We start from the raw sequence: 23,650 nt of genomic DNA on the forward strand, positions 1-23,650 counted from the left end.
GAATTCGAGTGCGAGGGGGACGGCTGATGCCCTACGCCAACGGCAGGCATTGCGATCGTCGACCCGAGGTCGTGGAGGAGGTCGAAGAATCGGCGCGGTGGTTGTCGCACAAACTGGACCGACTGAAGCAGGGGAAGTCGATCGACGCCGCCGCTGACGTGGCACGAATCTCGGTGATGTACCGGCTGTGCGTCGACCCACGGGCCGGACATGAAACCACGTTGTCCGCCGCACGAATGACGACCGAGCTACACACCGTGCAGTTCGCCGCGGCAAACCAGGCCCGCTCGACAAGGGTGAGGGCGGTCGTCGGCGGCGATGAGTATGCCGTCGCAGGGACTGAAGGGACACACGGCCTCAACCTCGCCAACTGGTTCGAAATCTGCTGGTGGAAAGCTCTGTCGCGCAGCGAGGTTGCCGCGGCAGCTGCCGGCAGGTTCGAGCTCACCGAGCTGACGGCTGATGGGCGGTGGGGTGAGCATCGGCTCCACCTGTTTCGTGCCCTGCAGTCCCGTGACGTCGGGGACCCGCAGTGGACGACCCACCTCGCGGATGCGGCCAGGTCACTGGAGCAGCCGATCTCGGTGTTCCCCGAGGAGGCCGATCTGCTCGACCGGGGTGTGATCGAGATCCTGGTGGCGGTCGCCGAGGGGGACCAGCGGCTCCTCACCGACCGCATCGGCTCAGCTCTGTCCAACCACCGCGTCTACTGGACCAAGTCTGCCGAACGCAGGGAAGATTGCCGCGGGTTCAGCTCGCTGCCCATCGCCGCGGCGGCGGCGCTTGCGGTCGACGAGGGCATGACTGTCGAGGTGGAATCGGACTATCTGGCGATGGGCCTGGTGAGGCCGGGGTGGTTCCACTCGACGTGAACTGTCAGCATATGCGCAACAAGACAGCAGGCGTGCTCGGCCGGTGGGCAAGGAGTTGACCTTTGGATCCGCGCATTCCTCGGCATTGCGATCCAGCATCCGATCTTGACACGTCGCTCCGCGGCAATGCGAGCAGATTGTCGCGACGCCTCGATCGGCTCGCTCGGAGCAACAAGTCGATCGAGTTCACCGCCACGACCGCTGAGGTCGCAGCTCTTTTCAACCTGCTTGCCGATCCGCAGGTCGAGCAACCGACAACCGCATCCGCGGCCCGGACCGCGACGGAGGTACATGCCACCTTCTTCCTGGTGGCTGCGGCGGAGCCGGGCACGATTGTGCGGGCGCAGGTTGACGAAACGGTCTTCGAGATCGAGGGCACAGGGAAGACGACTTATCTTCACCTGGCGTCGTGGTTCGAGCTGTATTGGTGGAAAGCGATGTCGCGCAGCGAGGTTGCCGCAGCAGCCGCCGGTAGATTCGAGCTCACCGAGCTCACGGCTGATGGGCGGTGGGGTGAGCATCGCCTCCACCTCTTTCGTGCCTTCCGTTCTCGTGACGTCGGTGACCCGCAGTGGACGTCGCATCTCGCGGACGCGGCCAGGGCTCTGGAGCAGCCGATCTCGGTGTTCCCCGAGGAGGCTGATCTGCTCGACCGTGGGGTGATCGAGATCCTTGCGGCGGTCGCCGAGGGGGATCAGGGGCGTCTCACCGACAGCATCGACGCGGCGCTGGTGGCGCACCGTACCTACTGGACCAAGTCTGCCGAACGCAGGGAAGATTGCCGCGGGTTCAGCTCGCTGCCCATCGCCGCGGCGGCGGCGATTGCGGTCGACGAGGGCATGACTGTCGAGGTGGAATCGGACTATCTGGCGATGGGGTTGGTGAGGCCGGGATGGTTCAGCTCGACGTGATCGCTCCCTGCGAGTTCGGGGAGAGCGCAGTGCGATCGCCGAGCACCCAGTACCTTGCCCTCACTCCTTGGTGAGTCGCCCCAGCCGATAGCGGAGTTTTGGTTCACGATCCCGGTCCGACGCCATGCCGGCCGTGCGCTCGATGTGGTCGTCGCCGAACCGGGCGAGCAGGAGGTCGTCGACCAGGCGGACGTGCGTGGGTGCGAACTTGTAGTCCATCGCGGCGATGACGGCTTCGACGTGGGCGGAAGCGAGGAACTCGTCGAGATCCTCACGCACCGTGATGCCGTTCGCGGCGAGCAGCGTGACGAGCCATTCGTAGGCGTTCGCGCGGGCCGGATTGATGTCGGGCAGAGCAGTCGTCAGCACTTCCTGCAGGGTGCCGATCTCGATCTCTTCGGTCGCACGGGCGTGCGCCAGGTCGTTCTTGTGAAGCGTGTCGACCTCGGCGAACTGCGCGTCGGCGAGCTCGATCAGACCCGCGGCGAGCGTGAAGGCGCGATCGATGGGCGCCGAAGACGTTGTGCGCGAACCCTTGTACCGGATACCGTGCTCGATCTCTGCCCACGCGTGCTGCAGCACGGTGCGGATCTGCACCTCGAAATCGAGTTCGTCGTCGGCGCGGAGGATCAGATGCGTACCCGCGTAGCCGAAGGTGCCCGCACTCTGCGTGACCGAGGTCTTGTCGACCCGCTGTCGCACCTCGAAGGTGGAGGTCAGCGCCTGCTCGACGCGATCGATGTCGGATGTCAGATAGGTGATCACCCGCACGCCCACGAGGTCGGTCACCTCGTGCAGCGGGTCGGTGAAGATCGGGACCCCGGCCTCGTCGAGTCGGGCGAACTTACCCGCCGCGGAATCGGGCTCCTTGGTGCGGGACTGGACCGCATGGACCGCGATGAAGGACTCCGTGAGCCGCGCCGTCACGGCACGCTCCATGGCCGCGGTGACGTCTTGGAAACGGCTGAAGTCACGGAGATAGAGCTCGATTGCCGAGGTCATCGTCACTCCTTCTGCGGTGAGCCGTGAGGCGAACTGTCAACACTCTAGAAGGAGCCGCAGGTGTCCGACCGCGGACTCGCCGCGCTCCGCGGAGCGCGACCCGGGCTCAGAAACGGCCGGGTGTACCGCGGTACAGCTCGGGCAGCCCCAGGTTCTCGCGCAGCGTCGGACCCACGTAGTCGGGTTTGACGATCCCGCGGGCCCGCAGGATCAGGAGGAGCCCGTTGACTATGAAGTCGTGCTGCGTGTCGTCGGCGATGCCGTTGAGCGACAGCACATCGAGAACCCCGGCACGGAAGCGTTCTTCGACGGCGTCGGCGAGTTGCTCGGGGGTCCCCGCGACCGCCCAGTGTCCGGTGTCCTGCGCTGCGACGATCAGTTCGCGCAGGGTCAGGCCCCGACGGATGTACTCACCGAACACCTCCACTCGCCCGCGGCGTCGGTTGATCGTCGTGACGTCGGGGATCAGGCTCTCCGGCAGCGGCTCGTCGAGCTTCGCCTCGCTGAGATCGACATCGCCGCCGAGCATGTTCGCCACGAGGGCGCGGTCGCGTTCGTAGTCGATGGCGTCGTGTTTGTCGCGCAGGGTGGCCCGGACATCGGCCTCGGTCGCGCCGAAGGTCGCATGGAACGAGCTGAAGATCAGTGGCAATCCCTGGGGGCGCCCGAGGTCGACGGCTTGCTCGCGAATCGCGGTGGTGTAAGCCTGCGCGAGGTCCATGGTCGGCAACGAGGTGAAGACCACTTCCGCGTACCGCGCGCCGAGTGCTATTCCCGCTGTGGACTGACCGGCCTGGATCTGGACGGGGCGACCCTGGGGGAGCGGCGGGATGTTCAACGGCCCTGCGACGGAGAAGAACTCACCCCGATGATCGATGGGACGGACCTTGCTCGCGTCGAGCACCGCCCCGCCGTCGGGACCTCGGGTCAGCGCGCCGTCACCCCAACTGTCCCAGAGCGCGTTGACCACCTCGAGTGTCTCGGCGGCGCGTGCGTATCGCCGTTCGGGAGGGGGGAGGTCATCGGGGCCGAAGTTCTCCTCGCCGATCGCCGAGGTCACCAGGTTCCACGCCGCACGGCCGTTGCTGACATGGTCCAGCGTCCCGAACAACCGGGCCAGGTTGAACGGGTGGTGGAACGTGGTCGAGACCGTGGCGATGAGTCCGACGCGTGTGGTCACAGCACTCAATGCGGAGACGAAGACCAGTGGCTCCTGTGCGCCGATCTCGCCCTGGGCGTTGAACGTCAGCAGATCCGCGGCGAACAACGCGTCGATGCGTGCGGCTTCGGCGCGCTCGGCCACGACCAGCGCGGTGTCGAGCGTGCTGCGCTGCGGGTCGATGGCGAGTGCGTAGGCGCCGGGACTCCCGCCCGCCGAGGTGATGGTCGCGAGTGTGCGGGGTCGTGTGGCCGCCATGAGCCCGACGCTAGGCCCGAGTCGTCACAGCGCCGATGGTTTCGGCGACGATGGGTTTTAGGAGAGACCGACGATCCGCCGGTCCGAGGAGTACACCCATCCGTCGTCATGCGCCACCATCGCTCCTCCGGAGCGGAAGGTCTCGGGATCGGGATCGAGCGCGCTGAACGGGATCGTCCACAGCGAGGTGCCGCGCTTGGCGTCAAACGCCGCGAGGGCCTGTCCGTCGCCGCCGGCGACAACGTCGTCGTGTGACGTGAGTGGCGCGAACTGCTGGGCCGAGGTGGTGCGCCACAGCCTTTTTCCCGAGTTGATGTCGAGACCGGTTTCGCTCTTGTCGGAGTCGCGGAGGTAGGCGATGTGTTCGGTCACGGCAGTCACAGTCCCGAACCCGTTGCCCTGCGTGGCGAGCAGATCGTCGCTGCGCCACAGCTGTTTCCCGCTGCTGCGGTCGTAGGCGGCGTCACCCATCAGCACCGGGCGGTCGGCGTCGTCAGCGCGTCCGGCGTCGAAACGTTGGACGACGGGGACCGTCGTCGATGCTCGCACCGTCGCGTCGGGTCCCCGGAGCTCCTGGCTCACCGTCGTCTGGCCCGACGGTGCGTCGGTGGTGGCCTGTGTCAGCACGCCACCGGCCCGGAGGGTCACGTTGGTCGCCCGGTAGTCGGTACTCCGCCAGCGCTCGGCGCCGGAATCGGTCGCGAACTGGGCGATCTGCCCGCCGATGTCCAGGAGGCCGACACCGTCGGTGACGGTCAGGACCTGGTCTTCGTACACGCTCTCCCACGCCGCGCCGAGGTCGTAAGCGTGGGTCCAGTGGGCCGACACGTCCTCGACGGTGCCCGAGTGGACACGGACGTCGTCCTCCTCGGGGCTGCCCTCGACGATGTACACGGTGTCGCCGGTGGTGGCGATCGCGAACACGAACTCCGAGATCGACCGACGGGCCGATGTTCCGGATTCGATGTCGAAGGTGACGATCTCGTGCTTGCCGCCGCTGTTCGAGGCGTAGCAGACGAGCTTGCCGCCGACGGGCGTCGAGCCGCATCCCTCGAGATCGGCGGCGGGCGACCTCCACCGCACCTGTCCGGTCTCGGGATCGATGCCGATCATGACCGCGTCGCCGAGGTGGTACCCGGAGGTCGGGCTACCGGCGAGCGTCACCAGAGTGTCCCCGGTGTCCACGAACCCGGGCGTGCCGGACCCGAACGAGGCTCCCCCGCGCGGGTCGGAGAACTGCCCGAAAGGACGGTCGAGGTATTTCGCCGCATCGAGTGTCCACGCGACAGCGGGCGGTCCCGACCGCGATGCCGAGCCGCTGGTGTCGGATCCGATGTTCGTCACCACGATGATCGTCGCGACGGTTACCGTCACGACGGCGGTGACCGCTGCGGCCGCCAACGCCCACGTCTGTCGATCGAGTGTTCTCACAATTTCAGTCCCGGAGTGAGGGCGATCGATTCGAGCTCGGTTGTCGGAGAGGTCAGCGATGCCGGCGGTGCGCCGTCGTTGCTCACGGTCACGCGCGTCCCGTTGGTTCGAGTGACGATCACCGTGTCGAGGTTCTGGGTCTGGACCACCGATCCGTCGGCCAGTGTGCGCCACGTGCCGGGGTTCGAGACCGGATCGGGTCGCGGCTGCGGCGGCAGGGACTGCCCGCCGGTGATCGTTATCTGCCGAGCCGGTGCACCGTTCCCACCGGGAACGGTGGTGCACAGCGTGCTCGAGGAACCTTCGGCCACCTGTAGCGGGGCAGGTCGTCGGCCGCCGAAGTCGATTGTCGCCAGCACACCGTCGAGTCTGCGCGCCTGCTCGCGTGTGACCGCAGGCCCGTTCGACGTCCCGAACGAGCGGTCGCCGCAGCCCTGCGCCGGCGGGGGAGTGCCGGGGGGAACCGGGGTGCTCACGCGCAGTCTCGGGTCGCCGACGATGCGTACGAGATCGTCGATGGTCAATGGCACCGCGCCGCGGCTCTGCTGGGTGTTGCCGAGCGTGTCGCCGGCGTTCGCGGTGATCCGCGAGCCGTCGGTCGCGGTGGCGTCCGCCGATCGCGTATTGGTACGCACCCCGTCGACCTCACGCCACGTGTCGTGGACGTCCACGATCGTGCCGTCCGGGAGTGTGCGTCGAGCGTCGAGTTGACCTGCCACGCAGGGTGGGACGGGCGCGGAGGTCTTCTGCACGGTCAGGAACACCGATCCGTGGGCGTCGCCGTTCGTCAGCGATCCGGAGGCGATCGTCGAGCCCTCCGGATCGGGGGCGGATTCGTCGAGGTCGAGGATCGGTCCGAAGAATAGAGAGCTGCTCGGGTTTGCGAAATCGATGGTCGCGCGGGGCGGCAGCTGGTCGGCCACCGCGTTCGACATGGCCGTCGCTTTCGGGCCGCTGAACCACGGGAACCGGGGGTTGTCGTAACTCGGTGTGCCCGACGACAACCTCGAGATGATTGTTCCGCTACCGGGGTCCGGTTGCTCCACCGTGGCGCATCCCGGAATGGGGGCCTTCGGATCGAACGGCTCCTCGACGACGTTCGGCGCAGCGGGCGTGGGGGGTGCTGAGGATGCAGCGGTGGTTGCCGGCGCGGCGACCGAGGACGATGCTGCCGGTGCCGCGGAGGGTGTCGCATCGTTGTCCGGCCACGGAAAGACCGCGCCGATGATCGCCCCGACCGCGGACAGCGACACGGCGCAGAGGACGAACGTCCACGCGCGTTGGGCGCGGACGCGGGCCGGATCGTGTCCCGCCGAGCGGCCGCCTGTGTCCTTCATGTCCGGCATGTCGTACATATAAGCAGTAATAGTTACTTACGGGACACATCGGACCATCTCGTCGCGAGAAGAGTGTCATGGCCGGACGGACCACGCCTCGATTGCGAACGGGGAGGTCGCCGGCACGGCACCATGGAGGCATGACCATCCTCGTCCTGCTCGAACTGCACCTCGACCCCGCCCAGCGTGACGCCGCGCCGGAGATCATCGACGAGACCCTCGTCGCGACCCGGGCCTGGCCCGGCAACGAAGGGATCGAGGTCCATGTCGACGACGACGACGCATGCCACGTGATGGTCGTCGAACGATGGGCCACCACCGCCGATCACGCCGCGTACGCACAGTGGCGCACGACCCCCGAGGGTGCGAGCCGACTGCGGGAGATCGTGGCCGCGGCGCCGGTGAAGACCGTCTGGTCGACGACGATCCCGTTGCGCGACTGATTCGCCGACCCCGACGTCAGCGCGGCGAGACCCCGAGCAGTGTCGACAGCTGCTGCGCGATGGGGTTGAGGTTCAGCTTGTCGGGGTCCTTCTTGGGCTTGCGGTCCCAGGGCTGCGGGATGCGGGGGTCGTCGTACGTCGCGTTCTGTGCGCCGCGCACAGAGGTCGGATTGCCGTGCGGCACCTTACATCCGGCGTTGCGATTGAAGGGGTAGTCGTCGTAGTTGATGTCGAAGTTCGGGTTCTTGCGACGTTCTCGTGCGATGACGTCTTCCATCGAGTCGTATCCGACGGTGCAGGAGGGTGGGTTGTTCGTCTCGAGCTGCGTGCCGAACCTGAGGACGCCGTCGCCGGAGGCGGTGCTGTAGCTGCCCGCGGAGATCGAGGACAGCATCGCCAACGCCGGTCCCGCGGCGAAGAAGGTGCCCTGGACATTGCGGACATCGGCGGCGAGGTTGCGCAGGACGGTGGTGACGTCGGTGCCGCTGCGCGCGATGAGCGTCGAGATCTCGGTGGCGCTGGTCTGCCCGGTGGTGAGCAGACGGCGCAGGTCCGGGTCGCTCGTCGCGAGCTGCGCGGTGATCGAGTCGAGGTTCTTCGACCAGTCGAGAATGGCATCGGACTGCTGGGCCTGAGTCTCGAGGACCGTGTTGCCGTTCCGGATCAGTGAGATGGTCTGCGACAGGTTGTCTTTGCCGGCCTTCGCCAGATTCGCAAGAGAGTCGACCAGCACCCTGAGGTTCTCGCCGTTGCCGTTGAAGGCTTTCCCGAGTTCGGTGATGACGGTGTGCAGGTCGTCGATGGGCACCGAGTCGGTGAACTCGACCGCCGAGGCGAGCACGTCCTGGATGGGTACGGGGATGGTCGTGTTCGAGATGACCGAACCCTCGGCGAGGTACGGCTCGCCGACACTTGCCGGCCGCAGATCGACAAACTGTTCGCCGATCGCTGAGCGGTTCGCCACCACGGCTTGAGCGCTCGCCGGCACCCGCGGATTGTCGGTGTCCAGTTCGAGCTCGACCCGCACGCCCCCGGGCCTCAGTCGCAGCGCACCGACGCGTCCCACCGGCACGCCCTGATAGGTGACCTCGGCATTGACGAAGATCCCACCGGAGTCGGCGAAATCGGCATGCACCGTATAGGTCCCGCCGGCGTAGCGGTCGAGCCGCGCGTACCGGAGACCGACGTAGGTCAGCGCGGTGAGACCCACCACCAGCAGAGCGACGAGCTGCCACCAGTGGGCCCGGGTCATCACGTCAGCGGCTGCTTCGTCGAATCCGACTGCGGCACCGAGGACTCGGTGGCCTCGTCATCGGACTCGGGGTTGCCGGGATGGGCCGGGAGGAAGACGAGGGTGAGTACGCCGGCGACCGCGGTGACACAGCCGGCGACGATGCATCCGGTGGCGAAGCCGTCGACGAATCCGGCGCGGGCGAGACCGGCGAGTTGCTCACCGGCGCGAGCGCCGGCCTCACCGAAACGCTCCGCGGCGATCCGTGAGGCCTCGAGCGCGGCACCGATGGAATCGCGTGCGGGATCGGTCAGTTGGGACGGCAGCGCGAGACCGTCGAGCTTCTCCCGGTAGACCGACAGGGCGACCGATCCGATCACCGCGACGCCGAGTGTTCCGCCCAGCTCGCGCGTCGCGTCGTTGACCGCCGATCCCATGCCGGCCTTCTCCGGGGCGACCATGCCCATGATTGCCTCGGTCGCAGGCGCGCTGGTGAGGCCGATGCCGGCGCCGAGGAAGATCATCTGTCCGACGACGACGAGGTAGCTGGTGTCGGTCCCGACCGTCGAGGCCCAGATGAACGCCACGCTGAGGGAGAACAACCCGAACGCCACGACCAGCTTCGACCCGATGAACACCGCTATCCGCGGACCGATCAGCGCAGCCACCGCGAGCGAGCTCGCCACCGGCAGCATACGGAGACCCGTCTCCAGAGCGCCGTAGCCGCGGACGGACTGGAAGTACTGGGTGACCAGGAAGATGAAGCCGAACAACGCGAAGAACGCCGCGGTCACCGCGCCGCTCGCCGCGGTGAAGCGCATGTTGGCGAACAGGCGCACGTCGAGCATCGGGTGCTCCACACGCATCTCCTGAAGGACGAACACCGCGAGAAGTGCCACTGCACAGCCGAATCCGACGAGCGTGGCCGTTGAGGTCCATCCGTGATCCGGAGCCTCGATGATCGTGTAGACCAGGACGCCCAACGCGACCGTCGAGAGTACGAGACCGACGACGTCGAGGGGTGGCGTCGACGGGTCGCGGGAATCCGGGACGAACCGGAAGGTCAGGACGATCGTCACCCCGGCCGCCACCGCGCCGAACAGGAGAATCGATCCCCACCAGAACGATTCGAGCAGTGCCCCGCCCACGACGGGGCCGACCGCGACCGACATCCCCGTCGCTGCACCCCAGATGCCGATCGCCATGACGCGTTCGGATCGCTCGGTGAACACGTTGGTCAGGATCGACAGCGTGACCGGATAGACGACCGCCGCGGCCACGCCGGCCACGGCGCGCCAGGCGATCAGCATGTCGGGGGTCTGGCTCCACGCACCGGCCAGCGACGCGACCAACGACACGGCGAGGCCGAGGAGCAGGAAGCGTCGGCGCCCGAACCGGTCGCTCAACGATCCGGCGGCGAGCACCAGTGCGGCGAACGCCAGGTTGAAGGCATCGACGATCCACAACAGGTCGCGCGTGGTGGCGCCGAGTTCGGTCACCAGCGATGGCAGCGCGATGTTGACGATCGTCGTCGAGACGTTGACGACGAACACCGCGAAACACAGTGCGATCAGCACGGCGGTCTTGTTCGCCGCCGCAGCGGTAGGTCCCCCGAGGAGTGGCATAACGAAGTTCTATCACGGGCGTCGAGGGCGTGTCATCATTGTTTTGTGACCGAACAGCCCGACGCCGTGGCCGCTACACCGCCACAGACCGTCCCCGAACGACTGGTCGCCGTCACGATCGAGCTGCTGGCCCAGGTGGGCCCGTCTGAGATGAAGGTCCGTCGCATCACCGAGGCCGCCGGACTGTCGACGATCACCGTCTACCACCACTTCGGCGGCGTCGCCGAGCTGTTGAACGCCGTTGTCGCCGAGGGGTATCGGGCACTCACCGCGGCAATGGAGGACGCAGTGCGGTGCGACGACGATCCCGGAGCGCAGCTGTTCGGCATCGCCCTCTCGAATCGACATCTCGCACAGCGCAACCCGCATCTCTACGACATGATGTTCGGGCTCTCCACGCGCGGGACGTACCGGTCGGTGACGCCCGCGGCGGAGAACGTGGTGGCCGAGCGTTTCGCGACCGCCTACGACGTCCTCGCCGGGGCATCACACCGTCTGGTCGAGACCGGCCGCATCTCGGTCACCGACGGCCATCAGGTCGCCGCCGAACTGTGGAGCTTCGTCCACGGGTTCGTGACGCTCGAGGGCGCCGGGCACTTCGCCCGCTTCGCCAATCCGGTGTTCGAGGTGCTCGCCCCGATGGCGATCCACCAGTTCGTGGGCATGGGCGACGAGAGGGCGCGCGCCGAGACGTCGGCGGCGATCGCCCTGCGGTGGTGGAACACCGAGGGACCCGGGGCCTCGGGGATCTACGCGGTCACCTGACCGTCGTCCCCGGGGGTGCCGTGGACGGTGGCCCGAGCGCCGCCGCGACGCTTCGCGTCATACATCAACCGGTCGGCCTCGGTGAGGGCGTTGGAGAGCGCGAACCTGTCGGCGCCGTGGAGCTCGAGCGGCACGATCCCCGCACTCAGCGTGACCGCGGGTCCTTCGCGACCGGCCGTGGTCAGCGGTAGTCGACCGCCCACATCGGTCAGTGATGTCCGGGGGTGGGCGGGCATCAGCAGCGTGAACTCCTCGCCGCCCGTGCGCGCCACCACTCCTCGTACCGACGTGGCGAACCGCCGCAGCGATGTCGCGACCTCGCCGATCACGCGATCGCCTACCACGTGGCCGTGGCTGTCGTTGACCGATTTGAAGTCGTCGATGTCGAGGACCGCGAGCACCTGCGGATCGACGCCGCCGGATCGGGCCTGCTCGACCAGACGTTGATGCGCGTGATCCAGGCCCGCCCGGTTCAGCAGCCCCGTGAGAGGGTCGATGCGCGATCGTGCGGCGTAGACCAGCAATCGCGTCCATACGATCCGCGCACCCCACGGCGTGAGGATCGAGGAGACCGCGAGCACGTACGCGGCCAGTGCCGCCGCCCCGGGTGACAATGCATCGGGTCCGACCGAACGGAACGTGACCACTCCGATCACACCTGCCGCGACGGACAGGTGCAGGACCAACCACCTGCTCGCCATGAGCACGGTGAACTGTGCCCCCAGAACCGCGAACAGTGCGCAGCCCACCGCGCCGTACCGGGGATCGGGGAGACTGAGGATGACGATCGCCGTTCCCGCCTCCGCATAGACCCCGAACACCGTGCAGGGGAGACGGCTCATCATGCGGTCGGTCACCGCCCACAGCACTCCGGCCCCGATCGCCAGCACCGCGGACAGTCCCACGAGGAAGCGAAGCGGAATCGACGTCGGTCCGATCGTGGTGTCCACCGCGACCCACGCCGCGATGATCCCGAAGTTGACCGATCCGAATGCGACGCTGCGGCGCAGTGTTCGCGCAGCACCGGTCCCCGCGATGAGGTCGGACAGGTCGGGAACGCGGTCGTCGGTCGTTCCAGGGGTCACGGCGGTCCGGGTTCTCGGTGGCGCGTACTCGTAGCGGGGGGCCAAAGACAACAAAGCCCGCACGTCTGCCGACAGGGAATCGGCGAGACCGCGACCGGTCGATCAGCCGGCCGTGATCTCCCTGCGCGGCTCGCTCAGCCGCCCCACACCGAACGGGCACCGGCGTCGCCGATGCGGTACACCCAGATGACCGCGCCGACGGCGACCACCACGAGGAGGACGGCGAGTACTCCGGTGATGACGGTCTGCGAGCGCCCTCGCGTGAGGGCCGGAACGCGCCCGGCGACCCACTCGTTCTCGCGGAACCATGCACTGGTGTGGACCCACCAGAGCACGGCGAGCACGAACAGTGGGGCCGCGAAGTAGATCATCTGGTCGCCGAGTTCGGTGTGCCGCTCCAACACCGCGCTCGGCGGGGTCTTCTTCTCCAACGACTCGCCCGCGCTGGTCGCGATGGGCGTCGCGGTCAATGCGATCGCCGCGACGATCGGTGTGACGATGCCGAGCTTGCGTCGGGCCGCAGGCCACACGACGCCGAGGACGGCGAACACCGCGGCCAAGGGGATCATCACCACGACGATGTGCACGACGAGCGGATGCAGGGGTAACCCGTTGAAGCTGTCCATGAGCGGCGACGGTAGCGACGCCCCGTTGAGAGCACGCTGAGAACGACCCTACGAAGCGCCGGATTTGTCGGCGTACATGTGCTTGTCCGCCGCGCGCAACAGGGCGCTGTGGTCGCCGTCGGCCGACCAACTCGATCCCACCGACGCCGCGACCTCGATCGCGATCGGCGCCGAGGTGAGTCGGTACGTCCCGGTGACCGCGGCCTTGAGCTCCGATCGGTACTTCTCGATCTCAGAGCTCGAGGTCGCCGACCGGATCAGCACCACGAATTCGTCGCCGCCGATCCGGCACGCCAGATCTGCAGGATCGATGCCGTCGGCGATACGCCGAGCGACCGCGACGAGGAGTTCGTCGCCGACTCCGTGACCGTGGGTGTCGTTGACGCGCTTGAACCCGTCGAGATCGAGGAACAACAGGCCCAGCGGGCCCGCGTCGTGTCGCCCGATCTGCGCCATGAGCAGGTGCCGGTTGCCCAGGCCCGTCAGTGCGTCGGTGACGGCCAGCCGCGCGAGTTCGCTCTCGGCCACCTTGCGACGGGTGATGTCCTGGATCTGCGCGATGATGATGCCGTCGGCGCCGGTACCGCGCACGATGACGGCGTTGCGTTGCACCCACACCACGCTGCCGTCCTTGCGGAGGTAGCGCTTCTCGGACTGGATGTGGGTTCGGCTGCCGTCGAGCAACTGGGCCAGATGGCGATCGGCGGCCTCGACGTCATCGGGGTGGGTGATGTCGCGGAAGGACAACTCCTGCAGTTCTTCTGCGGTGTACCCGGTGAGTTCGCAGAGGGCCTGGTTCACCTGCAGCCATCGACCGTCGGTGCCGACCACCGCCTGGCCGATCGCGGCGTGATGCATCGACGTCTCGAACAGCGAGATCGCCTCGTCGCGCGCACGCTCGGCCTCCACTCGTCGTGAGACCTCCGCGACATGCACGAAGAAGCCCCGCACCCGGCCATCGACGATCTCGGGAACGTAGGTGGCCTGGGTGTGCCGCACCATGCCGTGCACGTCGATCAGGGTGCGGTCGAACTGCTGCGGTGTGCCGGCCAGGGCGGCCTCGATGTACGGCCGGTTGAGCTCGTGCACCTCGGGCCCCAGAACGTCGCGGATGTGCATTCCACGGGCCTTCTCGGGCGTGAGACCGAAGTAGTCGACGTAGGCCTCGTTCGCCGCGAGATTACGAAGATCCGCGCTCCAGTACCCGATCAGTGCGGGAACGCTGTCGATGACCCGACGCAGGATGTCGGCGTCGGAACCGGTCTCGTCCACCTGCACCCCCACCCGTCTGCGTCGCTCGGGCGATGATCCCACAGCGCGCCGTCAGGTGGCCGAACGGTGGCGAGCACCCGCATCACTCGTGCGTGATCACGACCTTGCCGCCGCGCGCTCTGCCGGCGTCGACGTAGGCGATCGCGTCGACGGTGTCGTCGAAGGAGAACGTCGTGTCCACCACCGGTCGCAGATGTCCCGCCTCGTAGAGGGCGGCCAGTGTCGCGAGCGTGGCCCCGTCGGCGTGCATGTAGAAGAACGCGTAGGTGACGCCGCGCTTCTTCGCGGCCGCCCGTACCTTCCTGCTGAGCAACGACAGCACGAACTCGAACGGCTTGGGCGCGCCCAGCTGTTTCGCGAAGCCCGCGTCGGGTGGTCCGGTCACCCCGAGGGCGAGTCCGCCCGGTTTCAGGACGGTCAGCGTTCTCACGAGGTTGTCGCCGCCGACGGCGTCGATCGCCAGGTCGTAGCCGGAGAGCACCTCGGCGAAGTCGTCCGTGCGGTAGTCGATCACGACGTCGGCGCCCAGTGCGGTCACCAGTTCGGCCGAGCTGCTGCTCGCGGTGGTCGCGACGTGCGCGCCGAGATGTTTCGCGAGCTGGATGACGGTCGAACCCAGGCCGCCGGCACCGGCGTGGACGAGCACTTTCTGTCCGGGGCGTATGTTCGCCTTCTCCACCAGGATCTGCCACGCCGCGAGTGCGACGAGTGGGACCGCGGCGGCCTCGGCGAACGACAACGACGTCGGCTTCGGTGCGACATCGTCGGCGTCGATCGCGATGTACTCGGCGAAGGTGCCGATCCGCAGGTCGCGGGGACGGGCGAAGATCTCGTCGCCCACCGCGAATTCGGAGACCTGTGCACCGACCTCGGTGATCACCCCGGACACGTCATGTCCCAGGGTGATGGGTGTCCTGTATTTGATCAGCGCCTTGAACTCGCCGTTGCGAACCATCTTGTCGAGTGGATTGACGCTGGCGGCAGCCACTTTCACCAGGACGTCACGCGGCCCGACGGTGGGGACGGCGACCTCGGCGAGATGTACGGGGCCCTTGTACTTGTCGATGACGAACGCTTTCACCGGCGTGTTCCTTCTCGTGTTGTCGTGGTTGGTGCGGTCGGAACGGATTCGCCGAGGAAGTCGAGCACCTCGGGGACGAATTCGTCGTGATACTGGAAGATGCCGCCGTGACCGGAGCGGGGATAGATGATGACTCGCGCGTCGGGGATGCGCGCGGCGAGTTCCACAGAGTGCTCGCTGGCGACCATCACATCGTTGTCTCCGTTCGCGACGAGTGCGGGTTGGGTGATCATCGACAGATCGTCTGGGGTTGCCCGGCCGCCGGCCACGATGGCGCGCAGTTGCGCCACGCGTGCCTGCAGCGAGATCTTCGCGTCTCGGTCGCCGCGGCGTTCGGCGAGTCGATCGAAATATGCTGCGGCCGCCTTCTTTCCCTCGGAGGAGCGTGGGAAGAACAGGAAGTTGCGTGGATCCTGACGGGCCAGTGCCGCCTTGAGGTACGCGCCACCGACGATGCCGGCCATCTTGTCGATGCCGCCGCCACCGCGCGGTCCGGTACCCGTCAGCACGATGCGTCGGATCAGTACGGGAGCCCGCAGCGTGATGACCTGGGCGACTCCGCCACCGAGGGAGAACCCGAACAGGTCGACCTCCGTGAGACCGAGCGCGCGGATGAACGCGATCGCATCCGCTGCCATCTGATCGATGGTGGCGGGGACCTTTCCACCGGATCCGCCCACACCGCGGTTGTCGAAGGTGATCACGTGATGTGCGGAGGCGACCCCGTCGATGATGCGGGGATCCCAGTCGTCGAGGGTGGCGGTGAAGTGGTGGAGGAACACCACCGGGACTCCGCCGGTCGGGCCGAGTTCGCGGTAGGCGAAGGGCACGCCGCCGACATCGATGGTCTGTGTGGGGGTGTCGGTCCAGGTGGTCATGAGGTCGCTCCAGCAGTGGTGGGAAGGTCGGTGTACAGCGATTCGATGGATCCGCTCAACGCGGATTTCACAAAGGCGGTGAGGTCGTCGCCGATGACCTCGTACCCGCCGTCGGCGAGGGTGTCGTACACCGCGCCGACGAGGTCTTCGGGACGGAGCTTCGGCCCCTGGGCGCCTGCCGCCATCGGCGTGTCGACGTAACCCATGTGGACTCCCACCACGTGGACGCCGTCAGGCGCGAGCTCGAGGCGCAGCGCGTTGGTCGCCGACCAGAGTGCGGCCTTCGAGGCGCTGTACACGCCGCCGAATGCGCTCCAGCTGGCCACCGAGTGCACGTCGACGAGGGCGGCGTTCTCCGCGGCTCGCAGGATCGGCGCGAATGCCGTGGCCAGCAGGACCGGCGCGAAGAAGTTGGTCTCCATGGTCGAGCGCAGGTCGGTCTCCTCGAGCTCCACGTAGCCGGCGGTGGGCGGCACCATTCCCGCGTTGTTGATCAGGACCGACACGTCGGGCGCGGCCTCGACGGCAGCGGTACGCGACGCGGCGTCGATGACGTCCAGCGTCAAGGGCACGATGCGGTCGTCGTTCCATTCACGCGGCCTGCGCGCGGCCGCGTAGACCTTGCGCGCACCGCGTGCGAGGGCCTGGTGCACGAACTGCTCTCCGAGGCCGCCGTTGGCGCCGGTGATGAGGACGACCGCATGGGTCAGGTCTGTCATGGTGGGGACCTCTTCTTGGGATGGCTGCATGTAAACAGATCGGTGTACTTCGTGACTGTAGCCGATGATGCCACGGAAGTACACCGATCTGTTTTGCGATGAAGTCGCCCACGTAAACAGGTCGGTGTACCTTGGGTCGGGACAGGTGAAGACCATGAAAGAACCGGGTGAGAACCATGACTTCTACGGCAACAACAACGGCTGTCGAGTCGAGCCCTACGTGGGGTGTTCGTGACCGCATACTGGCTGCCGCGATGGAACTGTTCTATACGGATGGGATCAACGCCACCGGTGTCGATCTGGTCGCCGCCCGAGCCGGCGTCTCCAAAAGGACGCTCTACAAGTACTTTCCGAGCAAAGTGAACCTCGTCGAGCAGTACCTGACCCGGATGTTCGAGTTCGTGGTGGAGCACCAGAAAGTGCAGACGGGCACTGCCCGCCAGCGCCTGTCGGCGCTCTTCGCCGTTCCCCAGGCGGGCGGCGGACAGATGCGGGGCTGTCCGTTCCACAACGCGGCGGTCGAGGCCGCGGCGGTGATGCCGGAGGTCGCGGAATTCGTGCATCGGCAGAAGGAGGCGTTCGCCGCCTCGATCGTCGCCATATGTCGCGATCTGGGTGTCGAGGACCCGGACCTGCTCGGGGGGCGGATCGCCTTGATCTACGAGGGTGCCGCCGCCCTGTCGACATCACTTGACGCGGTCGAACCGTGGGCGCGGGCGGGCGCGCTGGTTGAGATGCTCCTCGACATGGAGTGACAGGTCAGGCGCCGATGCGGTCCAGCCGCACCGGCGCCGTCAACGCCGCACCACCCCGATCACAGTGCGGTGCAGTATCTCTCGGTCACGCCTACTCGCCGTACGAACCGCCGATGCGGCCGTCGCGCAGTGCCTGGGCGTAGGTCTCCTTGTTCAACAGCGGGAGCTCGCCGGTCGCGTTGCTGGCGTCGATGTACTCGAGCATCCGCTTCTGGGCCACCTTCGACTGGTCGCGCACCAGGAACTCGGCGTGCTCGAACTGCAGGCCCTGTTCGAGCGACAGCGTGCTGCCGAAGTACAGCGACCGCTTGATGGCTCCCAGCGACTTCTTTGCCCGTCGGCTCAGGTATTCGGCGCGTTCGACACCGCGCGCCACCACCTCGCTCTGCGGGACGACCTCGTCGACCGCGCCGAGTTCGAGCGCCTCGGCCGGCGTGAAGGCCCGGCCCTCGAGGATGGCGATCAGTGCCTGCTGCCGACCGATCAGACGCGGTAGACGTTGCGAACCTCCTCCGCCCGGTGTGAGCGCGAGCAGCACCTCGGACAAACCGATGACATGGTCGCCATCGGCCATGATGCGGATGTCGCAGGCCCAGGCGAGTTCTGCGCCGACGGCGAGGGCGGAACCGTTGATCGCCGCGACGAAGATGGTCCCGCTCGCGTTCATCTTGAGGAACGTCGCGTGAAAACTGTCGAGCTGTAGCAGCGTCTCGAGACGAGTCATCGACGCCAGCGTCCTGATGCCCGGCAGCCGGTTGATCAGCCGGGCAGAACCTGCCGCGAGCCGCGCGAGGCGGGTGTTGATCGGCGGGAACCCGGTGCCGCCCTTCTGGAGCCAGGCGACGTCGGAGTGGCTCAGGAAGCGATCGGGATGCGTACTGGTGAAGACGACCGCGCGAATGTCGGGATCTTTGTCGGCACGATCGACGAGCTTCTTGAGTTCTCTGGTGAGCGCCGCGTCGAACAGGGCGTTGGGGCCACCGTCGATGCGGGCCACGAGGACTCCACTGTCTCCCTCGACGATGATGCGTCCCTGGGGTGCTGCCGCGTGTGCGGGCGCCTGCCTGGATTTCTGGTTCATCACTTCTTCCTGTTCGAAGGGGGATTGCGGCGTTGCTCGGTCAGGAGTCGAGGAACTCGACCGCGGTCGCCACGAACTGGCGGTGTTCCTGGAAGATCCCGCCGTGTCCCGCGTCGTGATAGATCCGGAGGGTCGCGTTGGGGAGGCGATGCGCGAGATCGTGGGAGTTGCTGGTCGGCACCATCCGGTCGTCGTCGCCGTTGGCCACCAGCACCGGGTGCGTGATGGTGCCGAGGTCGGCGGGCGTCTGCGTGCCCCATGTGTGGATCGCGCGCAGCTGGGTGCGGAACGTCCGCACCGTGACGGCCTTGTCCCGGTTCTCGGTGCGTTCCTTCAGACGCGTGATGAACGCCTTCGCCTGGGTCTTTCCGTTCGCGGTGCGGGTGAAGAAGAGGTTCTGCTTGGGGTCCTTGCCCGTCAACACGGCTTTGATCGAGTCGCTGTAGGACACCCGGGTCACCTTGTCGATCCCGACGCCCCCGGCGGGTCCGGTGCCCGCGAGGATGACGCGGCGGATCAGTTCCGGTCGCCTCGCGAGGATCACCTGGGCGACGAAACCGCCCATCGAGAAGCCGAGAAGGTCGACCTCGGTGAGCCCCATCGCGTCGATGAATGCGATCGCATCGGCTGCCATGGCCTCGATGGTGTCGGGAGTGGTTCCCCCGGATGCGCCGACGCCGCGGTTGTCGAATGCGATGACGTGATGGCCCGCGGCGATGCCATCGACGACGCGCGGATCCCAGTTGTCCAGGTTCGCGGCGAGGTGATGCAGGAACACCACCGGCACTCCGCCGGGGTGCCCGTAGCTGCGGTACGCGAACTCGGTGTCGCCGACGGCGATCGTGCGGGTCGGGACCACGCGCCACGATGATCCCGGGCTGGGCGCAGACGGTGATCCGGAGCGGTTGTCGTGGGATGCGTGGCCGGTCATGGCGGGTCTCCTCGAGTAAACAGATCGGTGTACCCGCCGAACGTAGCGCACGGAACGCCGCGTGTAAACAGATCTGTGTACTACCGGCCCGGTTCAGTGACGGGCCACAAGAACCGCAGCGTCACATGGTGCCGAACCAGATCAACGCGGTGTAGAGGATGACGGCGGGTACGAGCACCGCCCAGCCGGTGATCAGGATGTTCCGGACGTTCGCCGACCGGCACAGTCCCATCACCCCCAGCATGTTCACGTTGGGCAGGGGACCGTAGGTGTCGGCCTTCGACGAGAAGAGCAGCACCACCACCCAGACCCCCGCGCCGATACCCGCGGCGGCGGCCAGCTCGCCGAACACCTTGTCCACCAACACGACCTGCGCGGCCGAGGCGCCCGGGATGCCGACCCAGCCGATGAGGGCGACGGTCATCGCGAGCAGGAACGGTGACAGGTGCGCGATGTCGGTGCCGTAGGAACCCAGCACCACCGAGAACGGGTTGATGCGGGCGATCGCGGTGAACAGCACGGCGAGGAGGAAGAACAGGACGAACAGCCACGCGAGGGCGGACGCACCCCGGACCGCGCTCGCGGCGAACGCCCTCGGCGACATGCCGCCCCCGAGAGCGGTGGCCACGGCCATGAGGGGGAGCGCGACGATCGGCAACACGATGCCCGCCGTGGTGAGGGTCGCGACGAGGACAGCGGCGAGGGTGACGGTGAACGCGACCGCAGCCCGTCGCGCGCGACGGTCGGTCGGGGCGTCGTCGTCGGTGGGTGTCGCGACGAGTTCCTCGGGTGCGTAGAGGTCGTCGAGGTCACGGGTGCGTCGTTGCATCCACGGCACCACGAGCATCCCGACGACGAGGGACACCACAGCGAGCGGGCCGCCGCCGTGGAGCAGATAGCCGAGGTACCCGATGTCGGCGGCGCCCATGATCGCGATGTTGCCGGACGCGAAGGGCGCGACCGCGAAACCCGCACAGCCGCCGATGAATATCGCCGATGCGGTGGCCGATCGTGTCAGTCCGGCCCGCGCCGCGATCGGCAGCAGCACGGGGACCGCGACCGCGAGTGCGCCGGCGAGTGTTCCCAGCGCGCCCACCAGGAGCAGGCACGTCACCATGATCCCCGCCGCGACGGCGGTGGTGTTCGAGGTGCCGACGAAGCGCATGGCGGCGGTGACGATGGTCGCCGCTGCGCCGGTCGCGCGGAGGATCTCCGCGAGTGCCCCGCCGAGCAGGATCACGACACCGATGACGGTCACCTGATCGGTGGCGGCCTCGCCGGCCATGTCGAGCGCCGTCCGAGCCCCGGGCAGGAGGATGAGCAGCCCCGAGACGACCGAGACCACGGTCGCCCGCAGGATCGGCATCCCCAGTGCGGCGAGGAGTCCGTAGAGCACGATGGGTGCGAACCCCCACAGTGTGGATGTCTCGACCGTCACCCCGACGACCAGCGAGACGATCAGGCCCGCCGTCGCCGTAAGGGTGGCGACAGGGGGCATTCGCCGCAGCTCAGGCCGCGGTGTCGAGCCGGTGAGGGTGTTCTGCACGCGAGGACGATATCCCCCGAATCGGTCATGGGCGTGGCAGTCGGCGTTTCCTACCAGGAAGGATCCACTGCCGACCGGCGTTGAGGACTGCGAGATGCTCGTGACCCCCACTCGGATCTGGACCCCGTCGCGCGTCGTCGTGACCCGTTCGGCCTCCGAACTGCCCCACACCGCCGCGATACTCCGGCGGTGCGAGGCCGCGGGTGTGTCCGACATCGACGTGTTGTCCGGCGACCGGCTGACCGGCCTGCGCGGTCAGTCCGAACGCGAGACGTACGCGATCGCGAAGAAGACCCTGGCCGTGGTCGTCGCGCCGCCGAGTGTGCTTCGGCCCCAACCCATCCCTCCGAGCGCCGACTGGCGGATCGACCTCGCGAAGGGGTGCCCGGCGCACTGTCAGTACTGCTATCTGGCGGGTTCGCTCTCCGGACCGCCTGTCACCCGGGTCTTCGCCAACCTCGACGAGGTGCTGGCCGGCATCGGTACTCACGCCGGTCGCGGCAGCATCACCTCGGGCACGGCCGAGCGCGGCCACGAGGGCACGACCTTCGAACTGTCCTGCTACACCGATCCCCTGGGGATCGAGCACGTGACCGGCTCGCTGGCCGAGGCCATCACGCGCGTGGGGGCGGGGGAGTACGGCGACGGCGTGTCGGTGCGGTTCACCACGAAGTTCGACGACGTCGCCGACCTCGTCGCGCTCGATCACCGTCGGCGCACCCGAGTGCGGTTGTCGGTCAACGCCGACGACATCGCGCACCGATTCGAGGGCGGCACGGCGCGGATGCCCGCGCGCATCGATGCCCTCCGACGGCTCGCGCAGGCCGGGTATCGGGTGGGACTGACGATCGCGCCGATCATGCCCATCCCCGGATGGCGTGAGCAGTACGCCCGCCTGCTCGCCGACGTCGCCGATGCCGTCGGCGACGTGGACGACCTCGACCTCACCGCCGAGATCATCACCCACCGGTTCACCGCGTCGAGCAAGGACGTCCTCCTGAGCTGGTACCCCGGTACGAAACTGGAGATGGACGAAGACCTCCGAACGGTCAAGCGCACGAAGTTCGGCGGCGCGAAATACGTCTACCCCCGCGAGACGATGTCGGAGATGAAGGCGTGGTTCACCCGGGAGCTCGAGGCGGCGCTGCCCGCGGCGCACCTGCTCTACTGGACGTGAACCGGGGCGCGCCGCCCCGCGACGGCAGGAGCGCGACCGTGCTGCAGGCAACCTATTTCGGGACATCGTCGATCCTGCTGACCGACGGCACCACGTCTCTGCTCACCGACGGGTTCTTCTCGCGACCGCCGCTGCTGCGCGTGCGGTTCGGTCGCGTGTCCCCGGATCTGACGCGGATCGCCGACACCCTCACCCGCGCACACATCGACACCCTTGACGCGGTCCTGGTGGCGCATTCGCATCTCGATCACGCGATGGACGCACCCGAGGTCGCCCGCCGCACCGGCGCAACGATGTACGGCTCGGAATCGACCATGAACGTCGGCCGCGGGTGGGGGCTCGACGAAGATTCGATGCGGGTGATCGACGGAGGCGACGAGATCGCGATGGGTGACTTCGTCGTCCGGGTCTTCGTGGGGGAGCACAGTCCCGGCGACTTCGCGCCCGGTGTCATCAGCGATCCGCTGACGCCGCCGTGTCGCGCGAAGGACTACCGGACCGGCGCCTGCTACTCGTTCCTCGTCACCCACCCCGACCACACGGTGCTGATCCATCCGAGTGCGAACTTCGTGCCCCATGCCTTCGATGGACTCGACGTCGACACCCTGTATCTCGGGATCGGCGGATTGGGCGCGCAGACAACGCAATTCCAGGACGACTACTGGCGTCACGTCGTCGACGCGACCGACCCGTCTTTGATCGTCCCTGTGCACTGGGACAACTTCGGTCGGTCACTCGACCGTCCGATGCGCCCGCTGCCCTTCTTCGTCGATCGGTTCGCGCGCAGCCGGGATCTGCTCACCCGCCGGACCGAGGGCACCGCTCGTGAGGTCCGGTTCCAGGACGCGTACGAGACGATCGACCTCGTCGGCTCCTGAGGCCGCCAGGGTCGCATCGGTACTGTGGATGGTGGTCCACCGGTGGGTTCAGCGAATCAGCCCGCTCCCGGCGATCGGCTGATCGCCGACCCACCTCTCATCGGAGTGCACCATGCCCACGGTTTCACGTACCTTTTCCGTCACCGCCCCGCCCGCCCGCGTCGTCGAGTACCTGTCCGACTTCGGCAACGCGCCGGAGTGGGATCCCGGCACCCAGACCTGCACCCGCAACGACGACGGTCCGATCCGCGTCGGGTCGAACTGGCACAACGAGTCCAAGATCGCCGGTGTGAGTACCGAATTGACGTACGAGCTGACGACTCTCACCGACGACACCATCGTGTTGGTCGGCACCAACGACACCGCCACCTCTACCGAGACCATCACCGTCCACCCGGACGGCAGTGGCAGTGAGGTCACCTACACCAACGAGATCGAGCTGCAGGGGATCGCCAAGATCGGCGCCCCCGCGATGAAGCTGGTCTTCGAGAAGGTCGGTGTCGACACCGAGAAGCAGCTCACCGAGGTGCTCAACGGATTGGCCGGTGCCGAGAAGGGGTGATCGGCGAGACCCACCCGGCCCAACG

General features: G+C 67.4%; 23 protein-coding genes. 8 read left to right on the forward strand and 15 right to left on the reverse strand.

Annotated elements, in window-relative coordinates; translation table 11 throughout:
* Nucleotides 1-26: 26 nt before the first annotated feature.
* Together ASG12_RS06490 and ASG12_RS06495 are read left to right on the forward strand one after the other, a co-directional pair.
* Nucleotides 27-872 (forward strand): Imm49 family immunity protein, encoded by an 846-nt coding sequence (locus ASG12_RS06490; RefSeq protein ID WP_055786527.1) that lies wholly within the window; start codon nt 27-29, stop codon nt 870-872.
* Nucleotides 873-934: 62 nt separating this feature from the next.
* On the forward strand, nt 935-1,783 hold the full coding sequence (locus tag ASG12_RS06495; RefSeq protein ID WP_082501687.1) for an Imm49 family immunity protein: 849 nt from the start codon (nt 935-937) through the stop codon (nt 1,781-1,783).
* 60 nt (nt 1,784-1,843) lie between these two features.
* Here the strand turns inward: ASG12_RS06495 and ASG12_RS06500 are convergent, their stop codons facing one another.
* From ASG12_RS06500 to ASG12_RS06515, 4 genes are all read right to left on the reverse strand, one after another.
* Nucleotides 1,844-2,785 carry a GTP pyrophosphokinase gene (locus ASG12_RS06500; RefSeq protein ID WP_156377938.1) on the reverse strand — a complete coding sequence of 314 codons (942 nt, stop codon included), beginning with the start codon at nt 2,783-2,785 and terminating at the stop codon, nt 1,844-1,846.
* 106 nt (nt 2,786-2,891) lie between these two features.
* On the reverse strand, nt 2,892-4,202 hold the full coding sequence (locus ASG12_RS06505; protein WP_055786535.1) for an NtaA/DmoA family FMN-dependent monooxygenase: 1,311 nt from the start codon (nt 4,200-4,202) through the stop codon (nt 2,892-2,894).
* 57 nt (nt 4,203-4,259) lie between these two features.
* Nucleotides 4,260-5,633, reverse strand: a complete 1,374-nt coding sequence (locus ASG12_RS06510; RefSeq protein WP_055786538.1) for an outer membrane protein assembly factor BamB family protein — start codon at nt 5,631-5,633, stop codon at nt 4,260-4,262.
* Nucleotides 5,630-6,970: a hypothetical protein gene (locus ASG12_RS06515; protein ID WP_055787835.1), complete on the reverse strand. Its 1,341-nt coding sequence runs from the start codon at nt 6,968-6,970 to the stop codon at nt 5,630-5,632. Before ASG12_RS06515 ends, ASG12_RS06510 begins: the two co-directional genes overlap by 4 nt.
* Nucleotides 6,971-7,110: 140 nt before the next feature.
* Between ASG12_RS06515 and ASG12_RS06520 the strand changes: the two genes are divergently transcribed.
* Nucleotides 7,111-7,413 carry a putative quinol monooxygenase gene (locus tag ASG12_RS06520; RefSeq protein WP_055786540.1) on the forward strand — a complete coding sequence of 101 codons (303 nt, stop codon included), beginning with the start codon at nt 7,111-7,113 and terminating at the stop codon, nt 7,411-7,413.
* 16 nt (nt 7,414-7,429) lie between these two features.
* Here the strand turns inward: ASG12_RS06520 and ASG12_RS06525 are convergent, their stop codons facing one another.
* On the reverse strand, nt 7,430-8,665 hold the full coding sequence (locus tag ASG12_RS06525; protein WP_055786543.1) for an MCE family protein: 1,236 nt from the start codon (nt 8,663-8,665) through the stop codon (nt 7,430-7,432).
* Nucleotides 8,665-10,269: an MFS transporter gene (locus ASG12_RS06530; protein ID WP_055786546.1), complete on the reverse strand. Its 1,605-nt coding sequence runs from the start codon at nt 10,267-10,269 to the stop codon at nt 8,665-8,667. The genes ASG12_RS06525 and ASG12_RS06530 overlap by 1 nt, the downstream gene beginning before the upstream one ends.
* 45 nt (nt 10,270-10,314) lie before the next feature.
* Between ASG12_RS06530 and ASG12_RS06535 the strand changes: the two genes are divergently transcribed.
* Nucleotides 10,315-11,034, forward strand: coding sequence for a TetR/AcrR family transcriptional regulator (locus ASG12_RS06535; RefSeq protein WP_055786550.1), 720 nt, complete (start codon nt 10,315-10,317; stop codon nt 11,032-11,034).
* On the opposite strand, the gene ASG12_RS06540 is transcribed toward ASG12_RS06535, so the two are convergent.
* The 6 genes from ASG12_RS06540 to ASG12_RS06565 all read right to left on the reverse strand — a co-directional run bounded on the left by ASG12_RS06540 (nt 11,019) and on the right by ASG12_RS06565 (nt 16,695).
* Nucleotides 11,019-12,119, reverse strand: coding sequence for a GGDEF domain-containing protein (locus tag ASG12_RS06540; protein WP_055786553.1), 1,101 nt, complete (start codon nt 12,117-12,119; stop codon nt 11,019-11,021). The two genes, ASG12_RS06535 and ASG12_RS06540, sit on opposite strands and share 16 nt — an antisense overlap.
* A 134-nt stretch (nt 12,120-12,253) precedes the next feature.
* A complete protein-coding gene (locus ASG12_RS06545; RefSeq protein ID WP_055786555.1) occupies nt 12,254-12,745 on the reverse strand; it encodes a DUF2231 domain-containing protein in 492 nt (163 codons plus the stop codon).
* A gap of 48 nt (nt 12,746-12,793) precedes the next feature.
* On the reverse strand, nt 12,794-14,017 hold the full coding sequence (locus tag ASG12_RS06550; RefSeq protein WP_162243403.1) for a sensor domain-containing diguanylate cyclase: 1,224 nt from the start codon (nt 14,015-14,017) through the stop codon (nt 12,794-12,796).
* 82 nt (nt 14,018-14,099) lie between these two features.
* A complete protein-coding gene (locus tag ASG12_RS06555; protein ID WP_055786561.1) occupies nt 14,100-15,098 on the reverse strand; it encodes an NADP-dependent oxidoreductase in 999 nt (332 codons plus the stop codon).
* Complete coding sequence (locus ASG12_RS06560; protein WP_055786564.1) at nt 15,095-15,976, reverse strand: alpha/beta fold hydrolase; 882 nt, start codon at nt 15,974-15,976, stop codon at nt 15,095-15,097. Before ASG12_RS06560 ends, ASG12_RS06555 begins: the two co-directional genes overlap by 4 nt.
* Nucleotides 15,973-16,695, reverse strand: coding sequence for an SDR family oxidoreductase (locus ASG12_RS06565; protein ID WP_055786567.1), 723 nt, complete (start codon nt 16,693-16,695; stop codon nt 15,973-15,975). The genes ASG12_RS06560 and ASG12_RS06565 overlap by 4 nt, the downstream gene beginning before the upstream one ends.
* Nucleotides 16,696-16,871: 176 nt before the next feature.
* Between ASG12_RS06565 and ASG12_RS06570 the strand changes: the two genes are divergently transcribed.
* Nucleotides 16,872-17,450, forward strand: a complete 579-nt coding sequence (locus ASG12_RS06570; protein WP_055786570.1) for a TetR/AcrR family transcriptional regulator — start codon at nt 16,872-16,874, stop codon at nt 17,448-17,450.
* Between the two features lie 91 nt (nt 17,451-17,541).
* Here ASG12_RS06570 and ASG12_RS06575 read toward each other — a convergent pair whose 3' ends face one another.
* From ASG12_RS06575 to ASG12_RS06585, 3 genes are all read right to left on the reverse strand, one after another.
* A complete protein-coding gene (locus ASG12_RS06575; protein WP_055786572.1) occupies nt 17,542-18,531 on the reverse strand; it encodes an enoyl-CoA hydratase/isomerase family protein in 990 nt (329 codons plus the stop codon).
* 40 nt (nt 18,532-18,571) lie between these two features.
* Nucleotides 18,572-19,462 carry an alpha/beta fold hydrolase gene (locus ASG12_RS06580; protein ID WP_055786575.1) on the reverse strand — a complete coding sequence of 297 codons (891 nt, stop codon included), beginning with the start codon at nt 19,460-19,462 and terminating at the stop codon, nt 18,572-18,574.
* A 121-nt stretch (nt 19,463-19,583) separates the two neighbouring features.
* Nucleotides 19,584-21,008, reverse strand: a complete 1,425-nt coding sequence (locus tag ASG12_RS06585) for a permease (protein ID WP_156377940.1) — start codon at nt 21,006-21,008, stop codon at nt 19,584-19,586.
* 94 nt (nt 21,009-21,102) lie between these two features.
* On the opposite strand from ASG12_RS06585, the gene ASG12_RS06590 reads away from it, so the two are divergent.
* From ASG12_RS06590 to ASG12_RS06600, 3 genes are all read left to right on the forward strand, one after another.
* Nucleotides 21,103-22,185, forward strand: coding sequence for a spore photoproduct lyase family protein (locus ASG12_RS06590; RefSeq protein WP_055786578.1), 1,083 nt, complete (start codon nt 21,103-21,105; stop codon nt 22,183-22,185).
* Between the two features lie 38 nt (nt 22,186-22,223).
* Nucleotides 22,224-23,063: an MBL fold metallo-hydrolase gene (locus ASG12_RS06595; RefSeq protein ID WP_200932731.1), complete on the forward strand. Its 840-nt coding sequence runs from the start codon at nt 22,224-22,226 to the stop codon at nt 23,061-23,063.
* 112 nt (nt 23,064-23,175) lie between these two features.
* Nucleotides 23,176-23,625: an SRPBCC family protein gene (locus ASG12_RS06600; protein ID WP_055786581.1), complete on the forward strand. Its 450-nt coding sequence runs from the start codon at nt 23,176-23,178 to the stop codon at nt 23,623-23,625.
* Nucleotides 23,626-23,650: the final 25 nt, after the last annotated feature.

Origin of the sequence: Williamsia sp. Leaf354 (assembly GCF_001424365.1) — a bacterium.
GTDB lineage: Bacteria > Actinomycetota > Actinomycetes > Mycobacteriales > Mycobacteriaceae > Williamsia_A.

Excerpts from the sequence above, each read along its gene's own strand:
- ASG12_RS06570 (WP_055786570.1), top strand. The coding sequence starts at position 16,872 with ATGACTTCTACGGCAACAACAACGGCTGTCGAGTCGAGCCCTACGTGG.
- ASG12_RS06575 (WP_055786572.1), bottom strand. The coding sequence starts at position 18,531 with ATGAACCAGAAATCCAGGCAGGCGCCCGCACACGCGGCAGCACCCCAG.
- ASG12_RS06560 (WP_055786564.1), bottom strand. The coding sequence starts at position 15,976 with ATGACCACCTGGACCGACACCCCCACACAGACCATCGATGTCGGCGGC.
- ASG12_RS06590 (WP_055786578.1), top strand. The coding sequence starts at position 21,103 with ATGCTCGTGACCCCCACTCGGATCTGGACCCCGTCGCGCGTCGTCGTG.
- ASG12_RS06515 (WP_055787835.1), bottom strand. The coding sequence starts at position 6,970 with ATGAAGGACACAGGCGGCCGCTCGGCGGGACACGATCCGGCCCGCGTC.
- ASG12_RS06600 (WP_055786581.1), top strand. The coding sequence starts at position 23,176 with ATGCCCACGGTTTCACGTACCTTTTCCGTCACCGCCCCGCCCGCCCGC.
- ASG12_RS06520 (WP_055786540.1), top strand. The coding sequence starts at position 7,111 with ATGACCATCCTCGTCCTGCTCGAACTGCACCTCGACCCCGCCCAGCGT.
- ASG12_RS06530 (WP_055786546.1), bottom strand. The coding sequence starts at position 10,269 with ATGCCACTCCTCGGGGGACCTACCGCTGCGGCGGCGAACAAGACCGCC.
- ASG12_RS06525 (WP_055786543.1), bottom strand. The coding sequence starts at position 8,665 with ATGACCCGGGCCCACTGGTGGCAGCTCGTCGCTCTGCTGGTGGTGGGT.
- ASG12_RS06545 (WP_055786555.1), bottom strand. The coding sequence starts at position 12,745 with ATGGACAGCTTCAACGGGTTACCCCTGCATCCGCTCGTCGTGCACATC.
- ASG12_RS06565 (WP_055786567.1), bottom strand. The coding sequence starts at position 16,695 with ATGACAGACCTGACCCATGCGGTCGTCCTCATCACCGGCGCCAACGGC.
- ASG12_RS06580 (WP_055786575.1), bottom strand. The coding sequence starts at position 19,462 with ATGACCGGCCACGCATCCCACGACAACCGCTCCGGATCACCGTCTGCG.
- ASG12_RS06505 (WP_055786535.1), bottom strand. The coding sequence starts at position 4,202 with ATGGCGGCCACACGACCCCGCACACTCGCGACCATCACCTCGGCGGGC.
- ASG12_RS06490 (WP_055786527.1), top strand. The coding sequence starts at position 27 with ATGCCCTACGCCAACGGCAGGCATTGCGATCGTCGACCCGAGGTCGTG.
- ASG12_RS06500 (WP_156377938.1), bottom strand. The coding sequence starts at position 2,785 with ATGACCTCGGCAATCGAGCTCTATCTCCGTGACTTCAGCCGTTTCCAA.